The organism is Amycolatopsis thailandensis (genome assembly GCF_042723255.1).
Taxonomy (GTDB): Bacteria; Actinomycetota; Actinomycetes; order Mycobacteriales; family Pseudonocardiaceae; genus Amycolatopsis; species Amycolatopsis thailandensis.
Genome location: NZ_JBHXJK010000039.1, coordinates 53,248 through 71,271 on the forward strand (window position 1 = coordinate 53,248; position 18,024 = coordinate 71,271).

Consider the following 18,024-nt stretch of genomic DNA (forward strand, 5'->3'; position numbering starts at 1 on the left):
TGATCTCTGGAGGTGTGGGTGCAGGCGACCGACGACTCCGCCGTCCGGGACCTGCTTTCGCGGATCTTCGACGCCGGTCAGGACGACCTGGTCGACGACTGGGTCCGCCGGCAGCTGACCGACTCGCCCGCCTGGACCGGCGAGCAGGAGCTGCGGCGCGAGGCCAAGGAACTGCTCGGCGCGCTCCGCGGGGCCCTCGGTACCGAGCTTCGCCTGGAACGGATCGTCGACCGCGACGAGGCCGTCCGTGCCGCGTTGCGGGGGCTGTCCGAGCGGCGGGCCCGCGCCGGCGCGGCGCCGACCTCCACCGCGATGGCGATCCTCGGCCTCAAGCGGACCACTCTCGCCGCCCTCGAAGAGCTGACCGAAGACCCCGAGATCCGCTACCAGGCTTCCTTGCAGGTCAACGGGTTCCTCGACGCCGCGAGCCTGCTGACGTTCTCGGTGTACGTCGAAGGCAGGGAAGAGATCATCCGGCGGCAGCACCAGCAGATGCTGGAGCTGTCCACGCCGGTGGTGCGGCTGTGGCGGCAGGTGCTGGCCGTTCCCCTGATCGGCACTCTCGACAGCGCCCGCACGCAGGTGGTGATGAACAGCCTCCTGGAGGCGATCCAGGCCCACGAGGCCAGGGTGGCGATCATCGACATCACCGGCGTGTCCACAGTGGACACCGCGGTGGCGCAGCATCTCCTGCAGACGGTCAGCGCGGTCCGGCTCATGGGCGCGGAATGCCTGATCAGCGGTATCCGGCCGTCGATCGCGCAGACCGTCACCCAGCTCGGCATCGACCTGTCGCACATCGAGACCCGCGGTTCGCTCGCCGACGCGCTGGCCACGGCGATGCGGCTGATCGACGACCACACCCGGCGCGGCGCGGTGACCGGGTGAACCCGCGCGCGGGACTGCCGATCCTGCGGCTCGGGGACATCCTGATCGGCGGGCTGCTCAGCGATCTCGACGACGCCACCGCGCTCCAGTTCACCGGCGAGCTCACCGCCCGGATCTCCGACGAGGGGATCCGCGGCGTCATCCTCGACATCTCGCGGCTGGAGATCGTCGACTCGTTCGTCGCGCGGGTGCTGATGGAACTGGCCGCCACCGGACGGCTTCTCGGCGCCAGGATGATCGTCGCCGGGATGCGCCCGGCCGTCGCGATCACGCTGTCCGAACTGGGGCTGGGGCTCACCGGCGTCCAGACCGCGCTCAACGCCGAACAGGCCATGGAACTCCTGGGATGGAGACGTCCCGCCAAGGCCGCCGAAGAGGCGCCTCGTGCTTCCTGACGAGCTCACCGCCCCCGAAGCGCGCACCCACGCCGTGCGCGCCGAAGAGGATCTGCTCACCGCCCGGCACGCCGTCCGGGCCGACGCGGTCGCGGCCGGTTTCTCGATCGTCGACCAGACGAAGATCGTGACCGCCGCCAGCGAACTCGTGCGCAACGCCTACATCCACGGCGGTGGCGGCACGATGACCATCGCCACCGTGCGGGATCTCCGGGGACGGACGGGGATCGCCCTGTCCGTCCGCGACGAAGGCCCCGGCATCGAAGACGTCGAACTGGCCATGACCGACGGGTTCAGCACCGGCGCCGGACTCGGGCACGGCCTCGGCGGCACCCGGCGGCTGGTCGACGAGTTCACCATCGACACCACGCCCGGCGAGGGCACCACGGTCACCGTCGTCCGCTGGAAGCCATGACCGTCGTCGACGCGGCACTCACCCGGTTGATACACATCGACCACATCAGCGCGGTCTACGCCGCGACACGGGCCGCGCGCGAGGTCGCGGCCGAAGCGGGTCTTCCCGAAGTCTTGGCCGAGCGCACCGCCGTCATCGCCTCGGAACTGGCGACCAATCTCGACAAGCACGCCGGTGGCGGCGCCGTCTTCGTCCAGCGCTCGCTGGCCGGACCGGGAGTGGAGGTCCACGCCGTGGACACCGGCCCGGGGATGGACGACCTCGCCCATTGGCGCGTCGACGGCCACACGACCACCGAGACGCTCGGCACCGGCCTCGGCGCCGTCGGCAGGCTCGCGACCGACTTCCGCATCCGGTCCGCGCCGGGCGTCGGCACCGTCGCGGCCGCCAGAGTGCTCGCGCCCGGGCACCACGGCGCCGATCTCGCGCACGTCCGGCTCCCCCGCGAGGGCGAAGAGCGGTGCGGCGACGCGGTGGCCGTCTCGGCGATGCCCGGCGTCCGCACGGCCGTCGTCGTCGACGGGCTCGGCCACGGTCCCGAAGCGAGCGACGCCGCGGAAGCCGCGATCGCGGTGTTCCGCGGCGATCCGGACCGGGCGCTGCCCGAGCACCTCAACGCCATGCACCGGGCCTTGCGGCAGACCCGCGGCGCCGCGATCGCGCTCGCCCGGCTTTCCGAACGCGGGCTCGAATTCTGCGGTGTCGGCAACGTCAGCGGTCTCGTGCTGACGCCGGGGCAGACCAGGCCGCTGCTGAGCGTGCCCGGCGTCGTCGGCCTCACCCTGCCGCCCGTCCGGGCACGGACGCTTCCCTTGACCGGCCACGAACTCCTCGTCCTGCACACCGACGGGATCGGCACCGCCTGGCGTGGCTCGGCCGCGCTCGGACCACTTCCGGCCACGGCCCTCTTCGCCGCGGATCTCGCCCACCGTCACCGCGATCTTCGCGACGACGCCGCGTTGATCGCCTTCGGACCGGGAGAGGGACTTTCGTGACCGACGCCGTCCGGCTACGCCGCCGCGTGCGGGAGGCGTGCGCGGCCGCCGGGGTCCCGGCCGACCAACGAGCGCGGCTCGTGCTCGCGGTGACCCTGCTCGCCGAAAACGACCCGACGCCGGAACTTTCGACCGTCACGGCCGACGGCAAGCTGTCCGTCACGCTGGACTCGTCCAGTCCCGTCGGACAGGAGCGGCGCAACACCCTCCCGTTGCTTCCCGCGGCGGGCGGCGGCACGAGCCTGACCTGGCATCTCGACGCGGGCGGGCGACCGGTGCCGGTCGCGGCCGACGACGAGGTGGCTACCAGGGACGAGATGCTGGCGCTGGTCGCCCGCGCCGACGCGGTCGCCAAGGAGCAGCGCGAGCTCAAACACGAACTGGCCGAGACGAACAGCGGCGTGCTCGCGATGTACGTCGAACTGGAGGAACGGGACGAGCAGCTCCGGAAGGCGCACGCGGTGATCTTCCGCGAACTGGAGGACGCGCTGCGCCCGCCGCCACCGCCCGCCGGCCCCTTCGAGCTGGCCGTGCACTACGCGCCGAGCCAGCAGGATTCGCCGACAGGCGGGGATCTCTACGACTGGTTCGTGCTGCCCGACGGCTGCGTCCACATCACCCTCGTCGACGCGGTCGGGCACGGCGTCACCTCGACCCGGCACGCGCTGACCGTCACCCACGCGATCCGCACCCTGGCCCTGGAGGGCCATCCGTTCCGCGATCTGATCGGCCGGACCGCCCGCACGCTGGCGACGATCGAACCCGAACTGATGGCGACGGTGCTGCTGGCCCGGCTGGACCCGGCCACCGGCGATGTGACCTTCGCCAACGGCAGTCATCCCCGTCCGGTCCTGGTCACCGCCGCCGGTGACACGGAATTGCTCGCCGCCTCGACGTCGGGGCGGGGTGTCGGTTTCCCCGACCCCGGCAGCAAAAGCCTCGTCCACCGCACCCTCGCCGACGGCGACCTGCTCGTCATCTACACCGATGGTCTCGTCGAGAGCCGCAAAGACTTCCAGGAAGGAGAAGAACGACTGCTCGCGGCCGCCCGGCGCAACGCCGGACGGCCCACCGGCCAGATCCCGGACGTCCTGGCCACCGAGATGCTCGACGTCGTGCTGCACGCCGATGACACCGTGGTCATCGCGATCCGCCACCGTCCGTATTACGGTGGCGGTTGATGTGGGAAGACGCCGAGCAGGACACAGCGGACGCCACGCTGCTCGACGCCTTCCGTGCCGGTGACATCGCCGCCGGCGAAGCGCTCTTCCGGCGGCACGCCGAACCGCTCCGCCGGATCGCGGCGGGCTGGGTCGCCGAGCCCGCCGAGCGGGATGACCTCGTGGCCGAAGCCTTCGTGCGTGTCCTGACCGTCATCCGTGACGGCGGCGGCCCCCGGGAGAACCTCCGCCCCTATCTCACGGTCACCATGCGGAATCTGGTGGTGAAGTGGAGCCACCACAACAAACGGGTCGAGCTGTACGGCACGACCCCGGCGACCGAAGAGGCCACCGGGGCCGTGAACGCGGAAGACCTCCTCATCCTCCGCGCGAACGCCCGGCTGGCGTGGACCGCTTACTGCGCGCTCCCCGGCCGCTGGCGGACCGTGCTGTGGCGGACCGAGGCCGAAGGCGACTCGCCGAAGGTGGTGGCACCCCTGCTGGGGGTGTCCCCCAATGGCGCCTCCGTCCTGGCGCTGCGTGCCCGTGAAGGACTACGCCAGGCCTTCCTGCAGGCACAGGTCCCCGAGACGGGCACGCCGTGCTGTCAGGAAGCGCGACGCCGGATGGGCGCGTGGCTGCGCGGCGGGGTGCCGGGCCGCCGGGCGGATCTGATCGCCGAGCACCTCACGGGCTGCGAACCCTGCCGGACCGTCGCCACCCGGCTCGGCGAGATCAACCGCGAGATGCCCCGCTCCGTCTCAGCCTGATTCAGTCGCCGTAGGCGCCGCCACGCAGCGCCGTGGCACCACCGGGACAGGTGAAGATGATCCGGTACTCCCCCGCGCCCCGGCCGTAGGCGTACCGGTCACCGTTCGAACAGTCGACGAAGACGTGGAAGTCCGTTCCCGAGCAGGAAAGCGCGTAGCCCGATCCGGAGAGCCGCGGATCCCGGCAATCCAGCGACGGGCCTCGCGGAGGGACTTCGGCTTCGATCCCGGACGAGCGGGCGGTGGTACCGCTGTAACCCCGTCCGGTGATCAGGTCCAGCCACGTGTAACCCGCCTCGGCCGCGGCAGTGGCCGCCGGAGCCGACCCCAGCGCGATCGCGGCAGCGCACAACACGCTCATGCCCAGTGAGTTCCGGAGCTTCATACCAGCAGCCTGGCGAGACCGGGAAATCAGGACAAGAGCCGGAAGGGCTGTACAGAAGGGAAGACCTGGGTCCTCCGAAGGGATGACGCGGACGCGCGCCGCATCGATGATCCTTTCCCGGTGATGGAAAAAACCGGCACCCGCACGGGTGCCGCCTGGGGAATCCTCTTCGGCGGGCTCGCGGTCTTCGTGGCCGCCCCCGCGCTGCTGCTGGCGACCGGGCACGAAACGATCAAGCCGTCCGCGGATTCGGCCAAGGAGCTTTCCCTGGCGGGCGCGCTGATTCCCGCGCTGGCCGGGCTCCTGCTGATCCACGGGATCCCGCTCCACGCGCCGAGACTTCTCCCCCAGGTGCCCGACCGGCGCGCGCTGGGCAGGCAGGCGACGGCCTTGGCACTGATCGCCTTCCTGTGGCCTCTGGCGTTGTTCCTGGTTTCCCAGGCGGGACAGCACGCTCTGGTCCGCGACATCTGGGCGCTCGCGAAGCCGCTCGTGTTCCTGGCGCTGCCGCTGGTTCTCCTGCGAACCCTTCGCCCACAGGGGGAACCGGATCCGTTCCGGCTCAGTTGGCTGCCCCGGCGCGCCTGGCAGTGGCTCGCGCCGATCCCGGCGGTGCTCCTGTTCGGCTGGCTCTCCGTCCTGGGGCCGCTCGCGCCGCCGCTCCCCAGCGCGGAGGATTATCCCGACCCGGTGTATCTGGCGGTGGGCGCGACTCTGACCTTCTTCACCGCGAACGTCCTCGAAGAGGTGTTCTTCCGCGGCATGCTGCAAACCCGGCTGGAGGCACTTTTCGGGCGGTGGCCCGGAATCCTGCTGTCGGCCGCGCTGTTCGCGTGGCTGCACCTGCCGACGCACGGCCAGGGGTCGCTTCCGCTCACCCTGGGCGCGATCGTTGCCTTCCAAGGGTTCTTCGGCCTGTTCACCGGCTACCTGTGGTCGCGCTACCGCAACCTGTGGGCACCGATCGCCGCGCACACCGCGATGAACACCCTGCCGCTGCTGCTGATGTGAGGCTGGGGGTCGGGCTCCCGCGGGAACGCGGTGCGAAAGCCGCTTTCGCAACGTTGAAGGTTGCGAAAGCGGCTTTCACGACGCTCAGCGCTCAAGCGTGGCGCTCGGGACAGACAGATCAGGCGCCGATGGTCGCCGCGTCGATGACGAACCGGTAGCGCACGTCGCTGTTCTCGACCCGGTCGTAGGCCACGTTCACCTGGTCGGCCGAGATCGTCTCGATCTCCGCGCCGATCCCGTGCTCGGCGCAGAAGTCGAGCATCTCCTGGGTCTCGGCGATACCGCCGATCATCGAACCGGCGAGCACCTTGTTCCCGCCGAGCAGCGAGAAGGCGTTGTAGGACAGCGGTTCGCCGGGCGCGCCGACGTTCACCATCGCGCCGCCGACCCGCAGCATGCCGAGGTAGGAGTCGATCGGCAGCGTCGCCGAAACGGTGTTGAGGATCAGGTCGAAGCGGCCGCGCAACGTCTGGAACGTCGAGGCGTCACCGGTCGCGAAGTAGTCCTTCGCGCCCAGTTTCAAGCCGTCTTCCTGCTTCTTCAGGCTCTGGCTGAGCACGGTGACCTCGGCGCCCATGGCGACCGCGATCTTGACCGCCATGTGACCGAGTCCGCCGAGGCCGACAACGGCGACCTTCTTGCCTGGTCCGGCACCCCAGCGGTTCAGCGGGGAGTAGGTGGTGATGCCCGCGCACAACAGCGGCGCGGCGATGTCGAGGCCGATCCCCTCCGGGATCCGGCAGACGAAACCGTCCTTCACGACGATCTGACGGCTGTAGCCGCCGTAGGTGTTCTCGCCGTCGAAGCCGACGCCGTTGTAGGTCTGGATGTTGCCCTTGAGGCAGAACTGCTCGGTGCCCGCGAGGCAGTACTCGCACTCGCCACAGGAGTCGACCATGCAGCCCACCCCGACCCGGTCCCCGACCTGGTACTTCGTCACCTCGGAGCCGACCGCGGCGACGACGCCGGCGATCTCGTGACCGGGCACCATCGGGAAGATCGCGCTGCCCCAGTCCTCCTTCACCTGGTGGATGTCGCTGTGGCAGATCCCCGCGTACGCGATGTCGATCAGCACGTCGTCCGGACGCAGGTCGCGACGCTCGATGGTCGTCGGCGACAGTGCGGCGCCCGGGGACGGCGCGGCGATGGCGTGCGTGGTCGTCGTCATGAAACCCTCCGTGAAAACAGTGAGACCATGTAAGAGGTCACTTACACCTAGTGTAAGAGGGCTCTTACATATTCCGCGACCGGAACGGTGTGATCCACGACATGGGCGGCAAGTACCACCACGGCGACCTCCGCGCCGAACTAGTGCGGGTGTCGCTCGACCTGATCGCCGAGCAGGGGTTGGGCGCGTTCTCCGTCGCCGAGGTCGCCAGGCGCGCCAAGGTCAGCCCCGGCGCGCCGTACCGGCACTTCCCGGGCAAGGAGAGCCTGCTGGCCGCGATCGCGGCCGCCGTCGCGTGTCAGCTGGCCGACAAAGTGCACGACGCGATCGAGGCCGAGAGCGAGCCCGTCGCCGCCCTCGCCGCGGCCGCCGGCGCCTATACGGAGTACCTGATCGAGCGCCGGGCGGGGATGAACATCATCTACTCGGACGGCCTACAGGGACCGGAACACGCGGCGCTGCACGAACAGACCCGTCGGCTGACCGACCAGTTCGTCATGCTCTGCCTCACCGTCGCCGACCGGCCGCAGGACGGGCTCGAACTGATGGAGCAGCTGTTCACGCAGGCCCACGGCTACGGCACGTTCTACCTCGACGGGGTCTTCAAGAAACAGGGCTATTCCACCGAAGTGGTCGTCCGGAAGTCGGTCGAGGCCGCCCGCGCCGCCATCGAGGGCCGCACGAAGAGATGACGCGTCCTTACGGCGCGACCACGGTGAACTCGATCTCGCCGGGAATCGGCGTCCCCTTGCACTTCAAGGTGGCCGTATAGGTTCCGGGCGTGGTGACGACAGTGGTATCACCGCTGAACCGGCCGAAGTTGCCGCCCCGGGTCCACTGCAGAGGCGCGGCGAACCCCGGCGAGGTCGCCGGTCCCTCGGGACCGCCCGGGCAGCCGCGGATGATGTCCGAGCCGCCGGAGATCACCCCGCCGGGCGCCACTTCACGCGGGCCGAGCCCCCAGGACGGCGGCGCGTAATCCAGCACGGTGAACTGCGTGGTCAAGGTCTTGCCGTCACACGTGGCCGTCGCGGTGTAGGTGCCCGGTACTCCGGAGGCAGGTCCGTTGCCCCACAGGTTTTCCCGGTCGCCGCCGACCGCGACCAGCTCGACGGGGCCGGCGAACCCGGGCGAGGTCACCGCGGAGTAGTTGTCACAGCCTCCGCCGATACCCGTACCGAAGATCTCGTTGGGCCGCACCTCGGTCGGATAGACACTCAGCGACGGCTCGGTCTCCGCCGAAGCCGCCGGTGCGACGGCCAGCCCCAGCGCCGCCACCGCCAACACCATCGTGCTCTTCTTCCCCCACATTTCGGGCCCCTCCCCGTTCGCTTCACAAGCTTGGTCGGGGACCACTTTGGCAGCACGAAGGGAGGACCGTCTGCGTCATCTGACACAGAGGTCCTCAGACAGGGTTCAGTTCCTTCGGCGGTCGTTCGGGGCGCGCGCCGCAACCGGGCAATGGCCGTCGCAGCGGATGTGCGCCCAGACGATCTTCCCGCCGCGCACCCGCTCGCGCCGGACGCCCCACTGCACCGCCACCCCGTCGACGACGAGCAACCCGCGTCCGCGCGGGTCCTCGATCTGGGAGCAGCGCGCCCGGGGCTGCTCGACGCTGACGTCCGCGACTTCGATGCGGATCGCGCAGGGTGACACACCTCGCCACAGCTGAATGTGGCGTGCGCCACCCCCGTGCACGTAGGCGTTGGCGACCAGTTCGGTGGCCGCCAGCAGGACGTCGTCACGATGGCCCTCGCCGAGATCCGGCAGGCATCTGACCACCCAGGCGCGCATGTCCGGCAACGCCCGTGGCGTCGTGGCTCGCAGGTCAAGCACCCAGGTCCCCGGCACCGGATGCTCCGCGATACTGATCATGGAGCCACCCTTCCCCGTTGCACGACCTCCCTGCTGAAGTCGCACAATCGGGTTACCCAGAACGCCCGCTGATCAACCGGTGTCGAATCCGACACGGCGACCAGCGGGCGTCCCTCGTCAAGCGGTGATACTCCGGAACCCGCGCAGGCGCAGGCTGTTGAACACCACGAACACCGAACTGAAGGCCATCGCGGCACCGGCGATCATCGGGTTGAGCAGGCCCGCCGCCGCGAGCGGAAGCGCGCCCACGTTGTAGGCGAAGGCCCAGAACAGGTTGCCCTTGATGGTACGCAGGGTCCGCCGCGAAAGCCGGATCGCGTCCACCGCCGCCCGCAGGTCACCGCGGACCAGGGTCAGGTCCCCGGCCTCGATGGCGACGTCGGTGCCGGTGCCCATCGCCAGGCCGAGGTCGGCCTGGGCCAGCGCGGCCGCGTCGTTGACGCCGTCCCCGACCATCGCGACGACCTTGCCCTCGTCCTGGAGCCGTTTGACGACGTCGACCTTGTCCTTCGGCAGCACCTCGGCGATCACGGTGTCGATCCCGACCTCGGCGGCCACCGCGCGGGCGACGGCCTCGTTGTCGCCGGTCAGCAGCACCGGGGTCAGCCCCAGTTCACGCAACCGGGAGATCGCCTCGGCGGACGACGGCTTGACGGTGTCCGCGACCACCAGGACCGCTCTCGCCTCGCCGTCCCAGCCGACCACGACCGCCGTGCGGCCGAGTTCCTCTTCCGCCGCCTTGGCTTCCGTCAGTTCGGCCGTCAGATGGTGACTCCACTGCTCCAGCAACGCGCTCCGGCCGACCAGAACCGCCGAGCCGTCGACGATCCCTTGCACACCAAGGCCTTCGAGACTGGTGAACTCCTCGACCGCCGGTAGTTCCCCGGTGCGTTCCCGGGCCGCGCGGGCGATGGCCTGCGCGATCGGGTGCTCCGACGCGTTCTCGAGCGCGCCCGCCAGCCGCAACGTCGTCTCCTCGTCGACACCGACGGCGACGTGGACCGCCACCAGCGACATCTGGCCCGTGGTCACGGTGCCGGTCTTGTCCAGGACGACCGTGTCGACGGCGCGGGTCGATTCCAGCACTTCCGGGCCCTTGATCAGGATCCCGAGCTGCGCGCCCCGGCCGGTGCCCACGAGCAGCGCGGTCGGGGTCGCCAGGCCAAGGGCGCACGGGCAGGCGATGATCAGCACGGCCACCGCCGCGGTGAACGCGGCCGCGACCGAACCGCCGGTGCCGAGCCAGAACATCAGCGTGCCGACGGCGAGTGCGATCACGATCGGCACGAAGACCGCCGACACCCGGTCCGCGAGTCGTTGCACCTGGGCTTTTCCGGTCTGGGCCGCCTCGACGAGTTTCGCCATCTGCGCCAGCTGTGTGTCGGCGCCGACCCGGGTCGCGCGGACGACGAGCCTGCCGCCCGCGTTGACCGTCGCGCCCGCCACCGTGTCACCGGGCACGACCTCGACCGGGACGCTCTCACCGGTGAGCATGCTCGCGTCGACCGCCGAAGCGCCTTCGGTGATCACGCCGTCGGTCGCGATCTTCTCTCCCGGCCGCACCACGAATTCCTCGCCCACCGCGAGTTCGCCGATCGGGACGCGCACTTCCTTGCCGTCACGAAGAACCGCGACGTCTTTCGCGCCGAGTTCGAGCAGAGCACGCAGCGCCGCGCCCGCCCGCCGCTTGGACCGGGCTTCGAAGTAGCGTCCGGCGAGGATGAACGTCGTGACCCCGGCGGCGACTTCGAGGTAGATGTTGCCGTCACCCGCCATCCGCTGGACGGTGAGTTCGAAGGGGTGCGTCATCCCCGGCGTCCCGGCGGTGCCGAACAGCAAGGCGTACAACGACCACAGGAACGCGGCGAGCGTGCCCATCGAGATCAGCGTGTCCATCGTGGCCGCGCCGTGGCGCAGATTCGTCCACGCCGCCTTGTGGAACGGCCACGCCGCCCACACCAGCACCGGCGCGGCCAGCGTCAGCGAGATCCACTGCCAGTAGGTGAACTGGAGCGCGGGCACCATCGCGAGCAGGATCACCGGCACGGACAGCATCGCGGAACCGATCAGCCGCTGCCGCAACGGAGCGATCGGGTCGATCTCTTCCGCGACGGCTTCTTCCTTTTGCACCGCGGGCAAGGCGGCCGAGTACCCGGCCGCCTCGACCTGTTCGATCAGCAGCCGCGGCTCGATTTCGGCCGGGTAGCTGATCTTCGCCTTCTCCGTGGCGTAGTTGACCGTCGCGGTGACCCCGTCGAGTTTGTTCAGCTTCCGCTCGATGCGCATGGCGCACGAGGCACAGGTCATCCCGGTGATCGCGAGTTCGACTTCGGCGTCGGCCACCCGCGCGGTTTCGGTGCTCATCGGTGGCTCCCTTCCCCGGTCGCGACGGTGAATTCGGCGGTGCGGACCTTGCCTTCGTGCTGGAAGTCCAGGAACAGCCGGTAGGTGCCGTCCGTCGGGACCTCGGCGAAGAAGGTGACCGCGGGACCGGCCGCGGTCCGGCCGTCACCGGGTTCACCGTCCGGATGGACGTGCAGGTACGCGAGGTCGCCGCCGCGCAGCGCGACCAAGTGCCCGTAAGCACCCAGGTACGGCTGGAGATCGGTGACCGCACGACCGTTCTTGGTGACGGTGAGCGTCACTTTCGACGACGCGCCCGGCTTGAGGTCCCCGTCGAGGTGGACCTGGTAGCCGTCCACCTCCGCGACGTGCGAGGGACGGTACTCGGCGGGCCGGAAGTCACCGCCGGCGAAGAGGTCCGCACTCAAGGTCGTCGCCTCGCCGCCGCTGGGCTTGAAGTCGGCGAAGACGCGGTATACCCCGGCGTCGCCGACGGCCAGCGGAACGGTCCAGGTGCCGTCGTCGCCGAGTTCGGGGTGGATGTGCTGGAAACCGGCGGTGTCGCGGCGGACGACGATGAGGTGCATCCGCTTTTCGTGTTCGACGTCGTAGGCGGTCACCGGCGCGCCGTCGGCGCCGAGGATCCGGAAGGTGAAGGGAGCCGTCTTCCCGGGGGTGAGCGTCGTGGTGGTGGGCGTGAGGGTGTAGCCGCCCTTGGTCGACGCGAGCCCGGCGGGTTCGTGGTCCTGTTTGCCGTGCGCCGCTTCCGCGACGGTGCCGCCGTGGGTGTCCGAGTGTCCGGTGTCCTCACCACCGGGCACGCCGGCGGCGCCGGCATGCGGACCGACAGCGGTGCCGGTCGCCCAGCCGCCACCGGCGACCAGGGCGAGAACCACACCGTAGGCGGAGAGCTTCGCTGCTGTGTTCATCGTGCAAGTCCTTAGTGCGGGTGCCACCCGCGATCGTGGAGCCGCTCAAGCGGTCAGCTGGTATCCGGCTTCTTCGACGGCGGCGCGCACTTCGGCGGCCGCGGGTTCACGGGAACCGGTGACGGTCACCGCGCCGGTGGGCAGATCGACCCGGACGTCGGTGACGCCGTCGATCTTGGCGACCTCTTCGGTGACCGAAGTCGCGCAGTGGCCGCAGGTCATGCCGGTGACGGTGTAAGTCGTTTCGCTCATGACCTCAACGTACATACCCCAGGGGGGTATCGCAAGGGCATGCGGTTACCCCCGTAGGGTATCGTGGGTCACATACCCCTGAGGGGTAGCCTTGCGATCAGCCGTGCGCCCGGGTCGCCATCAGCCGCCCGCAGCGATCCGCCGTGCCGGACGGCGATGTCCCGCGCGAGCGTGAGACCGAGTCCGGTACCTCCCGCGTCCCGTGCGCGGGCGTCGTCGAGCCGGGCGAAACGGTCGAAGACGCGCTCACGATCGGCGGCGGGGATGCCGGGGCCGTCGTCGATCACTTCGAGGACCGCCTCCCCCGCCTCCCCCGCCTCCCGCCGCAGCCGCACGGTGACCGACGAACGCGCGTGCCGCACCGCGTTGTCGAGCAGGTTCCGCAGCAGGCGTTCCAGCTGGACGGGTTCGCCGGGCACCGGCGCTGGACCGTCCACATCGGACACTATGGCGGGCCCGGGTTCGAGCGCGCGTTCGGCGACCTGCTCCCCCACCACGTCGGCGAGGTCGACGACGCCTTCCGGAGCCGGGACTTCGGCCGGGTCGACGGCCAGCTGGAGCAGATCCGCGGTGATGCGTTGCAGCCGCTGGATGTCGAGCAGCGACCGCCGGGCGACGGCGGGCCAATCCGCGCGATCGGCGTGGGTGAGCGCCACCTCCAGCCCGGTGCGGAGGTTCGCGAGCGGGCTGCGCAGTTCGTGACTGGCGTCGGCGACGAACCGTTCTTGCTGGTCGTAGGCCCGCTGAAGCCTGTCGAGGGTCGCGTTCGTGGTGGTGGCCAGCCGGGCGACCTCGTCACGGGACGGGGGCACCGGCACGCGGCGGTCGAGCCTGCTCCCGCTGACCTCGGCCAGTTCCCGGCGGATCGCCTCCACCGGCCGCAGCGCCCGGCCCGCCGCGAGCCACGCGGCCAGCGCGGTGATCAGCACCGCGAGCGGGATGAAGAACCGCAGGGTGTCGTCGAAGGTGCCCAGCATCCGGAGCGTTTCCCACGGCAGCACGAACAGGTAGACGGTGAGCCGCCGTCCATCACTGTCGATCACCTTTCCCACGACGGTGTATTCGCGATACTCACGCCACTGTGGATGGTCGCCGGGTTTCAGCGTGGCCTTGGTGGTGATCGTCCAGTCCGCGGCCGCCCCGGCGGGCGCGGGCGGCAACGGCGTCCACGCGGGATCCCAGCGGCGGAGGTTCTCGCTGCTGGCGAACGACCGCCCGGAATCGTCGACCACCTCGAACAGGGCGTCACCGTCGGGCGGCTCAGGCTGCCCGGCCCGGTAGGTGTCGGCCAGCCTGTCCAGCTGGGCTCGCGTCGCGCTCACGGCGCTGCCTGCGAGCTGCCTGCTCAACAGCTCGCGGGTACCCAGCCAGCCGAGGGTGAACACGATCGCGCAGAGCAGCGCCGCCGAAAGCGCGGTGCTCCGCCGCACCGACGAAGGCCACCAGCCGGTCATTCGGTCACCAGCCGGTAGCCGGCGCCGCGTACGGTCGCGATGGTGTGCCGTCCGAACGGCGCGTCCAGTTTGCGCCGCAGCGCGCTCACGTAGACCTCGACGATGTTGGGGTCGCCCCGGTAGGCCAGATCCCAGACCTGGTCGAGGATGTCCCGTTTCGTCACCAGCTGCCCGCCGTGCCGCAGCAGGCATTCGAGGACGGCGAACTCCTTGGTGGTCAACGACACCGGCGTCCCAGCGCGACGACAGGTCCGCTTCGCCGGGTCGAGCACGAGGTCGCCGAACTCCAGCACGCCCGCCGAGCCCGCCGCGCTCCGCCGGGTGAGCGCCCGCAGCCGCGCGGTGAGCACGACGTACGAGAACGGCTTGCTCAGGTAGTCGTCGGCGCCGGTGTCGAGCGCCTCGGCTTCGTCGTACTCGCCGTTCTTCGCCGTCAGCATGAGGATCGGGGTGGTCACCCCGCGTTCCCGCAGCGCCGCGCAGACGCGGTAGCCGTTGAGCTTCGGGAGCATGATGTCCAGGACGATCACCTGATACGGGTACAGCTGCGCGAGTTCGAGGCCTTCGAGACCGTCGTGGGCCAGGTCGACGGCGTAACCGTCGGCCTCGAGTCCCCATTGGAGGGTCTCGGCCAACCGCATTTCGTCTTCCACCACGAGCACGCGCATGACTCGATCCTCCCAGATCGCCGTCGACGTTCCTGAAGCGTTCTTCAGGTTGTTTCAGGAACCGTTCAGGTGCTCCTCGCCATGATCGAAGAATGAACACAATGGACAGTCCCGCCGCGGGCGCGATCGATGTCTCGAAGGTCTACGGCAGGGGCGACACGGCGGTCCGGGCGCTGGATCGCGTGTCGCTGGACTTCCCGCGTGGCCGGTTCACCGCGATCATGGGCCCGTCGGGTTCGGGGAAGTCGACTCTCATGCACTGCCTCGCCGGGCTCGACACCGTCGACAGTGGACGAGTCCACATCGGACGAACGGAGATCACCGGCCTGTCCGACGCCGAGTTGACCAGGCTCCGCCGTGACCGGGTCGGCTTCGTCTTCCAGTCGTTCAACTTGCTGCCGACCATGAACGCCGAGGAGAACATCCTGCTCGGGCTCCGGCTCGCGGGGCGCCGCCCGGATCCGGCGTGGTTCGACACCGTCGTCGCCACCCTGGGGTTGCGGCAGCGTCTGAAGCACAAACCGGGTGAGCTCTCCGGCGGCCAGCAACAGCGGGTGGCCTGCGCCCGCGCGCTCGTCGGCAGGCCGGACGTCGTGTTCGCCGATGAGCCCACCGGCAGCCTCGATTCGCGGTCCGGCGCCGAGGTGCTCGACTTCCTGCGCACGTCGGTCCGCGAACTCGGCCAGACGGTGGTGATGGTGACCCACGACCCGGTCGCGGCCTCGTACACCGACCACGGGGTGCTGCTGGCCGACGGCCGGATCGCCGCGCGGATCCCCCGGCCGACCGCCGACGCCGTCCTCGGCGCGCTCACCGGTCTGGGGGCGTGATGCTGCGAACCGTGCTCGCCGGGCTCAAGGCCCGGCCGCTGCGGCTGCTGCTGTCGGCCGTCGCCGTCACCCTGGGCGTGACCTTCGTGGCCGGTTCCTTCGTGCTCACGGACGCCGTCGGCGCGGGACTGCGGGAGGCCGTCGCCTACCAGACTCGCGGCGTGGACGCCTCGATCAGGGCCAAGCGGGGTGCCGACCTCGACGACACGACGCTGGCGGCGGTCCGGCGAGTACCGGGAGTCGCCGCCGCCGAGGGCCGGGCCACCGTCGGCTCGCCGGTGCTCGGCCCGGACGGACGTCCGCGAGACGCCGCCGCGACCGCTTCGAGCACCGACGAAAGACTGCGCCCGTACGACCTCGCGGACGGCCGTTTCCCCGCTGCCGCCGGGGAAGTCGCCATGGAGAAGTACAGCGTCGAAGGCTTCGCGCTGGGCGGTCCCGTGACCGTGCTGGACGAAACAGGAGGCCGTCACACACTGACGCTGGTCGGCACGTTCAGCCGCCCGGGCGACGCGGGGCTGGGCGGGGCGACGCTGGTGGTACCGCCGGAAACGCTGCGGCAGCTGGCCCCCAAGGCGACGTTCGGCGAGATCGTCGTTCGCGCCTCACCCGAAGCGGGCAAGGCCCAGCTCGTCGCGGACCTGAAGAAAACACCGGGTGTCTCGGTGAGCACGGGGAAAGAGGCCGCCGCCCAGCTGATCAGGGAGACCGCGCCGAACACCGCCGGGCTGGCGAAGTTCTTCACCGCCTTCGCCGTCCTCGCCATGGTGGTGGCCGCGATGGTGATCACCAACTCCTTCACCATCCTCGTGGCCCAGCGATCGCGCGAACTGGCGTTGCTGCGCTGCGTCGGTGCCGGCAAACGACAGATCTTCGGCAGTGTGCTCATCGAGGCGGCCGTGGTGGGCGCGATCGCGTCCGCGGCCGGGTTGTTCGGCGGGCTGGGTGTCGCCGCCGTGCTGCAGGCCGTCGCGGGTCAGGAGACCGTGTACCTCCCGTTGACGACGCGGACCGTCGCCGCCGCCCTCGCGATCGGGATCCTGGTGACCGCGCTCGCCGCGTCCATCCCGGCGTGGTCCGCGACCAGGGTCGCGCCGATCGAAGCGCTCCGGACGCCCACCGAAGCCAAACGCGCCGGGCGGCTCAGGACTGTCGTCGCGATGATCCTCCTCGCCGCGGGCGTCGGCTCCGGCGTGGCGGCTCTTCAGTCCACAGTGGAGGATGGTGCCGCTCTCGCCATGGTGGCCATGGTCGCGCTGCTCGGCACGACGCTGGCGGCCGGACCGCTGGTGGCGGGACCTGTCGTCCGCGCGCTCGGCTCGCTCGTCCCGGGGCAGCCCGCCGACCTGGCCGCGCTCAACGCCGACCGCAACCCCAAACGCACCGCCGCCAGCGCCGCCGCGCTCACCATCGGCCTCGCCGTCGTCGCGCTCGCGACCACCGTGGCGGCCGGCGTCGAAGCGGGCCGGAGCCAAGGGCTGGACGAGCAGCTGGCGGCCGACTTCACCGTCACCTCGGCGGTGTCGAGCAGGCCGCTTCCCGCCGCCCTCGCGGACACCCTCGCCGCGGTGCCCGGCGTGACCGCCACCGCGACGCGCCGCTCGTTCAGCGGCGACCTCGGCGAATACGGCACGTTCCAGCTGACCGCCGTCAGCGGCGACCTCCTGCGCCCGACCGTGCTCTCGGGGAGCCTCGGCCGGCTCGGCCCCGGCCAGATCGCCATCGGCAAGGAGCTCGCCGAGCAGACCGGGCTCGCCGTCGGCGACACCGTGCGTTCGTTGCGCGTGGTGGCGGTCTACGACAGCGTGGACGCGCCGGGCGTCGACCTGGGCTTCGCGCTCGTCGATCTCGCGGAGCAGGGGAAGCTCGCCATGAACGGGGAAAGCTACGACGGGAGCGTTCTCGTCAAGACCGCTGATCCCGGGCAGGTCCGGTCGTCGCTGGAGCAGGCCCTGTCCGGTACGCCGATCGCGAAGCTGAGCAGTCTCCAGGAACTCAAGGAGGAAGCGGCCGAGCCGCTGCGGGCGACGCTGAATCTCCTGTGGGCGTTGACCGCGCTCGCGGTGCTGATCGCTTTCGCCGGGATCGCGAACACGCTTTCGCTGTCGGTCCTGGAGCGAACGCGGGAATCGGCGCTGCTGCGCGCCCTCGGCCTCACGCGCGGCGGGCTCGGTGCGGCGCTGACCACGGAGTCGGTGTTCGTCGCCGTTCTCGGCGCCGCGTGCGGGCTGTTCGTCGGGATCGTGTCCGCGTGGCTGATCACCGAGGTGGCGTCGAGCGGCGGTGAGCCGATCGTGTTCGCGCCGCCTTGGGGGCGGTTGGGGGTCCTGGTGGCGGCGGCCCTGGTCGCGGCTCCGCTGGCGGCTTTGGTCCCGGCGCGACGGTCGGGACGGGCCCCGGTCGTGGCAGGCCTTGCCGCAGACTGAGCGCGTCGTTATAGGTGGTCGTGCCTGCTTGCCAGTACATGATGGCCCCCTTCCTTGCGC

19 protein-coding genes are annotated in these 18,024 nt (G+C 70.4%); 10 read left to right on the forward strand and 9 right to left on the reverse strand.

Translation table 11 applies throughout. The annotated features are described in order from the left end of the window. Positions 1–18: 18 nt before the first annotated feature. The 6 genes from ACFWMR_RS17820 to ACFWMR_RS17845 are packed head-to-tail and all read left to right on the forward strand — an operon-like array spanning position 19 to position 4,623. Positions 19–888, forward strand: coding sequence for an STAS domain-containing protein (locus ACFWMR_RS17820; RefSeq protein ID WP_378274564.1), 870 nt, complete (start codon positions 19–21; stop codon positions 886–888). After that, a complete protein-coding gene (locus ACFWMR_RS17825; protein ID WP_093931845.1) occupies positions 885–1,283 on the forward strand; it encodes an STAS domain-containing protein in 399 nt (132 codons plus the stop codon). The genes ACFWMR_RS17820 and ACFWMR_RS17825 overlap by 4 nt, the downstream gene beginning before the upstream one ends. Next, positions 1,273–1,698 carry an ATP-binding protein gene (locus ACFWMR_RS17830; protein WP_378274562.1) on the forward strand — a complete coding sequence of 142 codons (426 nt, stop codon included), beginning with the start codon at positions 1,273–1,275 and terminating at the stop codon, positions 1,696–1,698. Before ACFWMR_RS17825 ends, ACFWMR_RS17830 begins: the two co-directional genes overlap by 11 nt. Then, positions 1,695–2,693, forward strand: coding sequence for an ATP-binding protein (locus ACFWMR_RS17835; RefSeq protein ID WP_378379121.1), 999 nt, complete (start codon positions 1,695–1,697; stop codon positions 2,691–2,693). Before ACFWMR_RS17830 ends, ACFWMR_RS17835 begins: the two co-directional genes overlap by 4 nt. After that, entirely contained in the window at positions 2,690–3,874 is a 1,185-nt protein-coding gene (locus ACFWMR_RS17840; RefSeq protein ID WP_378379122.1) for a PP2C family protein-serine/threonine phosphatase, read from the forward strand. The genes ACFWMR_RS17835 and ACFWMR_RS17840 overlap by 4 nt, the downstream gene beginning before the upstream one ends. Then, positions 3,874–4,623 carry a sigma-70 family RNA polymerase sigma factor gene (locus tag ACFWMR_RS17845; RefSeq protein WP_093931841.1) on the forward strand — a complete coding sequence of 250 codons (750 nt, stop codon included), beginning with the start codon at positions 3,874–3,876 and terminating at the stop codon, positions 4,621–4,623. Before ACFWMR_RS17840 ends, ACFWMR_RS17845 begins: the two co-directional genes overlap by 1 nt. Position 4,624: 1 nt before the next feature. On the opposite strand, the gene ACFWMR_RS17850 is transcribed toward ACFWMR_RS17845, so the two are convergent. Further along, a complete protein-coding gene (locus tag ACFWMR_RS17850; protein ID WP_378379123.1) occupies positions 4,625–5,008 on the reverse strand; it encodes a hypothetical protein in 384 nt (127 codons plus the stop codon). A gap of 123 nt (positions 5,009–5,131) precedes the next feature. On the opposite strand from ACFWMR_RS17850, the gene ACFWMR_RS17855 reads away from it, so the two are divergent. Beyond that, positions 5,132–6,019, forward strand: coding sequence for a CPBP family intramembrane glutamic endopeptidase (locus tag ACFWMR_RS17855; protein ID WP_378379136.1), 888 nt, complete (start codon positions 5,132–5,134; stop codon positions 6,017–6,019). 118 nt (positions 6,020–6,137) lie between these two features. Here the strand turns inward: ACFWMR_RS17855 and ACFWMR_RS17860 are convergent, their stop codons facing one another. Beyond that, on the reverse strand, positions 6,138–7,187 hold the full coding sequence (locus ACFWMR_RS17860; protein ID WP_378379124.1) for an NAD(P)-dependent alcohol dehydrogenase: 1,050 nt from the start codon (positions 7,185–7,187) through the stop codon (positions 6,138–6,140). 89 nt (positions 7,188–7,276) lie between these two features. On the opposite strand from ACFWMR_RS17860, the gene ACFWMR_RS17865 reads away from it, so the two are divergent. Next, entirely contained in the window at positions 7,277–7,879 is a 603-nt protein-coding gene (locus ACFWMR_RS17865) for a TetR/AcrR family transcriptional regulator (RefSeq protein WP_378379125.1), read from the forward strand. Between the two features lie 7 nt (positions 7,880–7,886). Here ACFWMR_RS17865 and ACFWMR_RS17870 read toward each other — a convergent pair whose 3' ends face one another. The 7 genes from ACFWMR_RS17870 to ACFWMR_RS17900 all read right to left on the reverse strand — a co-directional run bounded on the left by ACFWMR_RS17870 (position 7,887) and on the right by ACFWMR_RS17900 (position 14,708). Beyond that, positions 7,887–8,477 carry a hypothetical protein gene (locus ACFWMR_RS17870; protein WP_378379126.1) on the reverse strand — a complete coding sequence of 197 codons (591 nt, stop codon included), beginning with the start codon at positions 8,475–8,477 and terminating at the stop codon, positions 7,887–7,889. 126 nt (positions 8,478–8,603) lie between these two features. Further along, a complete protein-coding gene (locus tag ACFWMR_RS17875) occupies positions 8,604–9,062 on the reverse strand; it encodes an ATP-binding protein (protein ID WP_093931836.1) in 459 nt (152 codons plus the stop codon). A 117-nt stretch (positions 9,063–9,179) separates the two neighbouring features. Beyond that, positions 9,180–11,426 carry a heavy metal translocating P-type ATPase gene (locus ACFWMR_RS17880; RefSeq protein ID WP_378379127.1) on the reverse strand — a complete coding sequence of 749 codons (2,247 nt, stop codon included), beginning with the start codon at positions 11,424–11,426 and terminating at the stop codon, positions 9,180–9,182. Further along, positions 11,423–12,334, reverse strand: coding sequence for a hypothetical protein (locus ACFWMR_RS17885; protein WP_378379128.1), 912 nt, complete (start codon positions 12,332–12,334; stop codon positions 11,423–11,425). Before ACFWMR_RS17885 ends, ACFWMR_RS17880 begins: the two co-directional genes overlap by 4 nt. Before the next feature lie 45 nt (positions 12,335–12,379). Further along, positions 12,380–12,586 (reverse strand): heavy-metal-associated domain-containing protein, encoded by a 207-nt coding sequence (locus ACFWMR_RS17890; protein WP_093931833.1) that lies wholly within the window; start codon positions 12,584–12,586, stop codon positions 12,380–12,382. A 68-nt stretch (positions 12,587–12,654) separates the two neighbouring features. Then, positions 12,655–14,040: a sensor histidine kinase gene (locus tag ACFWMR_RS17895; protein WP_378379129.1), complete on the reverse strand. Its 1,386-nt coding sequence runs from the start codon at positions 14,038–14,040 to the stop codon at positions 12,655–12,657. After that, positions 14,037–14,708 carry a response regulator transcription factor gene (locus ACFWMR_RS17900; protein WP_378379130.1) on the reverse strand — a complete coding sequence of 224 codons (672 nt, stop codon included), beginning with the start codon at positions 14,706–14,708 and terminating at the stop codon, positions 14,037–14,039. Before ACFWMR_RS17900 ends, ACFWMR_RS17895 begins: the two co-directional genes overlap by 4 nt. A 101-nt stretch (positions 14,709–14,809) precedes the next feature. On the opposite strand from ACFWMR_RS17900, the gene ACFWMR_RS17905 reads away from it, so the two are divergent. Together ACFWMR_RS17905 and ACFWMR_RS17910 are read left to right on the forward strand one after the other, a co-directional pair. After that, positions 14,810–15,538, forward strand: a complete 729-nt coding sequence (locus tag ACFWMR_RS17905; protein WP_378379131.1) for an ABC transporter ATP-binding protein — start codon at positions 14,810–14,812, stop codon at positions 15,536–15,538. After that, entirely contained in the window at positions 15,538–17,964 is a 2,427-nt protein-coding gene (locus ACFWMR_RS17910; RefSeq protein ID WP_378379132.1) for an ABC transporter permease, read from the forward strand. The genes ACFWMR_RS17905 and ACFWMR_RS17910 overlap by 1 nt, the downstream gene beginning before the upstream one ends. Positions 17,965–18,024: the final 60 nt, after the last annotated feature.

What these genes read in the sequence shown, in the direction of transcription:
- ACFWMR_RS17835 (WP_378379121.1), top strand. Translation starts at nt 1,695, where the DNA reads ATGACCGTCGTCGACGCGGCACTCACCCGGTTGATACACATCGACCAC.
- ACFWMR_RS17845 (WP_093931841.1), top strand. Translation starts at nt 3,874, where the DNA reads ATGTGGGAAGACGCCGAGCAGGACACAGCGGACGCCACGCTGCTCGAC.
- ACFWMR_RS17850 (WP_378379123.1), bottom strand. Translation starts at nt 5,008, where the DNA reads ATGAAGCTCCGGAACTCACTGGGCATGAGCGTGTTGTGCGCTGCCGCG.
- ACFWMR_RS17855 (WP_378379136.1), top strand. Translation starts at nt 5,132, where the DNA reads ATGGAAAAAACCGGCACCCGCACGGGTGCCGCCTGGGGAATCCTCTTC.
- ACFWMR_RS17860 (WP_378379124.1), bottom strand. Translation starts at nt 7,187, where the DNA reads ATGACGACGACCACGCACGCCATCGCCGCGCCGTCCCCGGGCGCCGCA.
- ACFWMR_RS17870 (WP_378379126.1), bottom strand. Translation starts at nt 8,477, where the DNA reads ATGGTGTTGGCGGTGGCGGCGCTGGGGCTGGCCGTCGCACCGGCGGCT.
- ACFWMR_RS17875 (WP_093931836.1), bottom strand. Translation starts at nt 9,062, where the DNA reads ATGATCAGTATCGCGGAGCATCCGGTGCCGGGGACCTGGGTGCTTGAC.
- ACFWMR_RS17880 (WP_378379127.1), bottom strand. Translation starts at nt 11,426, where the DNA reads ATGAGCACCGAAACCGCGCGGGTGGCCGACGCCGAAGTCGAACTCGCG.
- ACFWMR_RS17885 (WP_378379128.1), bottom strand. Translation starts at nt 12,334, where the DNA reads ATGAACACAGCAGCGAAGCTCTCCGCCTACGGTGTGGTTCTCGCCCTG.
- ACFWMR_RS17890 (WP_093931833.1), bottom strand. Translation starts at nt 12,586, where the DNA reads ATGAGCGAAACGACTTACACCGTCACCGGCATGACCTGCGGCCACTGC.
- ACFWMR_RS17895 (WP_378379129.1), bottom strand. Translation starts at nt 14,040, where the DNA reads ATGACCGGCTGGTGGCCTTCGTCGGTGCGGCGGAGCACCGCGCTTTCG.
- ACFWMR_RS17900 (WP_378379130.1), bottom strand. Translation starts at nt 14,708, where the DNA reads ATGCGCGTGCTCGTGGTGGAAGACGAAATGCGGTTGGCCGAGACCCTC.
- ACFWMR_RS17905 (WP_378379131.1), top strand. Translation starts at nt 14,810, where the DNA reads ATGGACAGTCCCGCCGCGGGCGCGATCGATGTCTCGAAGGTCTACGGC.
- ACFWMR_RS17910 (WP_378379132.1), top strand. Translation starts at nt 15,538, where the DNA reads ATGCTGCGAACCGTGCTCGCCGGGCTCAAGGCCCGGCCGCTGCGGCTG.